Origin of the sequence: Paucibacter sp. XJ19-41 (genome assembly GCF_028462495.1) — a bacterium.
Taxonomy (GTDB): Bacteria; Pseudomonadota; Gammaproteobacteria; order Burkholderiales; family Burkholderiaceae_C; genus Roseateles_E.
The window spans coordinates 1-3850 of record NZ_JAQOWX010000214.1 but is presented as its reverse complement, the minus strand read 5'-3'; the positions used below and the strand labels follow the sequence as shown (position 1 = coordinate 3850).

General features: G+C 68.7%; 4 protein-coding genes. 3 read left to right on the top strand and 1 reads right to left on the bottom strand.

The genetic code is table 11. The features are described from left to right. A partial coding sequence (locus PO768_RS28065) for a LysR family transcriptional regulator (protein ID WP_272648681.1) occupies positions 1–530 on the bottom strand: 530 nt, incomplete at its 3' end. Between the two features lie 105 nt (positions 531–635). Here PO768_RS28065 and gcvPA point away from each other — a divergent pair. The 3 genes from gcvPA to PO768_RS28050 all read left to right on the top strand — a co-directional run. Beyond that, a complete protein-coding gene (gene gcvPA, locus PO768_RS28060) occupies positions 636–2036 on the top strand; it encodes an aminomethyl-transferring glycine dehydrogenase subunit GcvPA (protein ID WP_272648680.1) in 1401 nt (466 codons plus the stop codon). A 20-nt stretch (positions 2037–2056) separates the two neighbouring features. After that, positions 2057–3649 (top strand): aminomethyl-transferring glycine dehydrogenase subunit GcvPB, encoded by a 1593-nt coding sequence (gene gcvPB, locus PO768_RS28055; protein ID WP_272648679.1) that lies wholly within the window; start codon positions 2057–2059, stop codon positions 3647–3649. An 18-nt stretch (positions 3650–3667) separates the two neighbouring features. Then, positions 3668–3850: hypothetical protein (locus tag PO768_RS28050; RefSeq protein WP_272648678.1), on the top strand; the 183-nt coding region annotated here is incomplete at its 3' end.

The window sequence follows — 3850 nt, the reverse complement described above, 5'->3', positions numbered from 1 at the left end:
GGCCGGGGCAGGGTGGGGGCGCAGACCGGGCTCAGCGCGGTGCCGAACAGGCGCTGGGCCCAGAGGCGCGGCGGCGGCTCGCGCAGCCAGGCCACCGCCGCCTCGGCCGTGCCGCGGGCGAGCGCATCGGGCTGGGTGCTGTGGTGCAGATGCAGCTCGATCTCGGGGTGCGCATCCCAGAAGCGCGGCAGCCGTGGCATCAGCCAGCGGCCGGAGAAGCTGGGCGTGACGGCCAGCTGCAGGCTTTGGGTCTGCCGGCTGCCCTGCTTGAGCTGGCCCAGCAACTCGTCGATGCGGTCAAAGCTGCTGGACAACACGCCCACCAGACGCTCGCCGGCGGCGGTCAGCCGCACCTGGCGCGGCCGGCGCTCGAACAGCGGCTGGCCCAGGGCCTGCTCCAGCGCCCGCACCTGGTGGCTGACCGCCGCCTGGGTCACGTGCAGCTCGGTCGCGGCCTGGGTGAAGGACAGCTGGCGCGCCGCCGCCTCGAAGCAGCGCAGCGCGTTCAGATGGTGCAGATGGCGTCGCATGGATTAGCTGTGTTTATGTATAGCGCAAATATATGTCGTTTGTACGATTCCTCTTCTGCCTGTGCAATAGCGTCTATCGAAACGTTTCAAGCCACGCACAGGGTCATGAACAAATCTCAGGTTTACCCCTATATTCCGAACTCGGTGCCCGAGGTCAAGGCGGCGATGCTGGCGGCCACCGGCGCGAGCTCGGTCGAGGATTTCTATGCCGACATCCCGCCCGCGCTGCGCCTGTCGCGGCCGCTGAACCTGCCGGCGCCGCTGCTGTCGGAGGCGCGGCTCAAGCGTCATGTGCAGGGTCTGCTGGCTCAGAACAGGCATTGCGGCGATGTGCTGAGCTTTCTGGGCGGCGGCTGCTACCAGCACCATGTGCCGGCGATCTGCGACGAGATCAATGGCCGCAGCGAGTTCCTGACCGCCTATGCCGGCGAGCCTTATGACGACCATGGCCGCTTCCAGGCGCTGTGGGAGTACGTCTCGATGATGGGCGAGCTGCTGAATATGGATGTGGTCAGCGTGCCCACCTATGACGGACTGCAGGCCGCTGCCACCGCCTGCTGCATGGCCGTGCGCTACCAGGGCGGCGGCCGCCGTCAGGTGCTGGTGGCCGCCAATGTGAACCCCGACAAGCGCTCGCATATGCAGACCTACGGGCGCAGCGAGATCGAGTTCATCGAGGTGGCCTTCGACGCCGCCACCGGCCTGGTGGACCGCGCCGATCTGCAGGCCAAGCTGGGCCCGCAGGCGGCGGCCTTCTATGTGGACGTGCCGAACTATTTCGGCGGCATCGACGAGGGCGCGGCGCTGGCCGGCCTGGTGAAGGCGGCCGGCGCGCTGCTGATCGTCGGCGTGGACCCCGGCTCGCTGGGCCTGCTGACCCCGCCGGGCGACTATGGCGCGGCCATCGTCTGCGGCGACATCCAGCCGCTGGGCATGCATATGAGCTATGGCGGCGGCCATGGCGGCTTCATCGCCAGCCGCGATGACGAGGCCCTGGTGCTGCAATACCCCTCGCGTCTGTTCGGCATCGCGCCGACCTCGGTGCCGGGCCAGTACGGCTTCGGCGATGTGGCCTATCACCGCACCTCCTTCGACAAGCGCGAGCAGGGCAATGAGTTCGTCGGCACGGCCGCCGCGCTGTGGGGCATCACGGCCGGTGTCTATCTGGCTAGCCTGGGCCCGCAAGGCATGGTGGAGCTGGGCGAGGGCATTGCGCGCCGCGTTGCCTATGCTCGCCAGCGCCTGGCCGAGCTGCCGGGCCTGCGCCTGGCCCATGCGGACACGGCCCACTTCAAGGAGTTTGTGCTGGACTTCGGCGCCAGCGGCTTCACGGTGGCCCAGATCAACACGGCCCTGCGCGAGCGGCACGGCATCTTCGGCGGCCACGATCTGTCGGCCGCCTTCCCCGCCCTGGGCCAGAGTGCCCTCTATGCCTTCACCGAGCTGCACAGCCAGGCCGATATCGACCGCCTGGTGGCGGCCCTGCGCGAGCTGCTGAGCCAATGACCGCAACAAACCCCAGCACCATGGAAAACATCTCCGCCCATCGCTTTTGCGACGGCAAACCCAATCTGCGCCGCTACCAGCAGGCGCGCTGGGACGAGCCGCTGATCTTCGAGCTCAGCCAGGCCGGCGAGCGGGCCATCCTGGTGCCCGAGCTGGAGCCCGGCATCGCCACGGCCACCGCGCAGGCGCTGGACCGGCTGCCCAGCGGCATGCGCCGCGCCAAGGCCCCGGCCCTGCCGGAGCTGAGCCAGAACCGGGTGCTGCGCCACTATCTGCGCCTGTCGCAGGAGAACCTGGGCGCGGATCTGAATGTCGACGTCGGGCAGGGCACCTGCACGATGAAGTACAACCCCAAGATCAACGAGCAGCTGGCCCGCGATGCCCGGATGAGTGAGCTGCATCCCTTGCAGCACGAGTCCACCGTGCAGGGCATTCTGCAGGTGATGCACCAGATGGAGCAGGTGATCTGCGAGGTCTCGGGCATGGACGCGGTGAGCCTGCAGCCGCGCTCGGGCTCGCAAGCCATCTACGCCAATATCGCGATGATCCGCGCCTGGTTCGAGTCGCGTGGCGAAGCCGGGGAGCGCGACGAGATCATCACAACGATCTTCTCCCACCCCTCGGATGCCGCCTGCGCCAAGGTGCTGGGCTACAAGGTCATCACGCTATACCCCGATGCCGATGGCTACCCGGACCTGGCCGCGATGCAGGCGGCGGTCGGCCCGCGAACCGCGGCGCTGCTCATCACCAACCCTGAGGACACCGGCATCTTCAACCCCCGGATCGCCGAGTTCGTCGCCGCCGCCCACGCGGTAGGCGCGCTGGCCTGCTATGACCAGGCCAATGCCAACGGCCTGCTGGGCATCACCCGGGCGCGCGAGGCCGGCTTCGATCTGTGCCACTTCAATCTGCACAAGACCTTCGCGACACCCCATGCCTGCGGCGGACCGGCCGTTGGTGCCTGCGCGGTAACGGCGGCGCTGGCGCCCTTTCTGCCACGGCCGCGCATCGTCAAGGACGGCGCGCAGTACCGCATCGATCAGGGCGAGGCGCAATCGATCGGCAAGGTGGCGGCCTTCATGGGCACGGCCAGTGTGGTGCTGCGGGCCTATGCCTGGGTGATGAATCTGGGCGCCGAAGGGCTGCGCGAGGTGGCCGAGGTCGCGGTGCTGAACAACAACTACATGATGAGCCGGCTGCTGCAGATCCCCGGCCTGAGCGCGCCTTATGCGGCGGGAAAACGCCGCATCGAGCAGGTGCGCTACAGCTGGGCGCAGCTCAGCGAAGAAACCGGCGTCGGCTCGGGCGATATCGGCCTGCGGGCCGCCGACTACGGCACCCATTACTGGACCAGCCACCATCCCTATGGGGTGCCCGAGCCCGCGACGATAGAACCCACCGAGGCCTACTCGCGCGCCGACCTGGACGAGTTCGTGCAGATCATGGCCCAGGTCGCTCACGAGGCGCGCACGGACCCCGCGCTGGTGCTGGGTGCGCCGCACAACTGCCCGACCACCCGGGTCAAGGACGAGTATCTGGAAGACCCCAGGCGCTGGGCCATCACCTGGCGGGCCTGGCAGCGCAAGCTGGCCGAACATGGCGCCAAGGCCTGAAGCGAGCGAGAAGAGAGCATGCGCGTCGGCCTCCTGATCAACCCCATCGCCGGTGCCGGCGGGCCGCTGGCCCTGCATGGCAGCGATGCCTTGCGCCCTGGCGCTGCGCCACCGACCTGGGCCGCGGGCCGCGCCGACGAGGCCTTGCGCGTGCTGCTTGCCGGCTGCGCGCCGCTGTGGGTCTGCGGGGCCGGGGCGATG

Bases quoted from the DNA above. Each gene is read 5' to 3' on its own strand.
- gcvPA (WP_272648680.1), top strand. From the start codon at position 636: ATGAACAAATCTCAGGTTTACCCCTATATTCCGAACTCGGTGCCCGAG.
- gcvPB (WP_272648679.1), top strand. From the start codon at position 2,057: ATGGAAAACATCTCCGCCCATCGCTTTTGCGACGGCAAACCCAATCTG.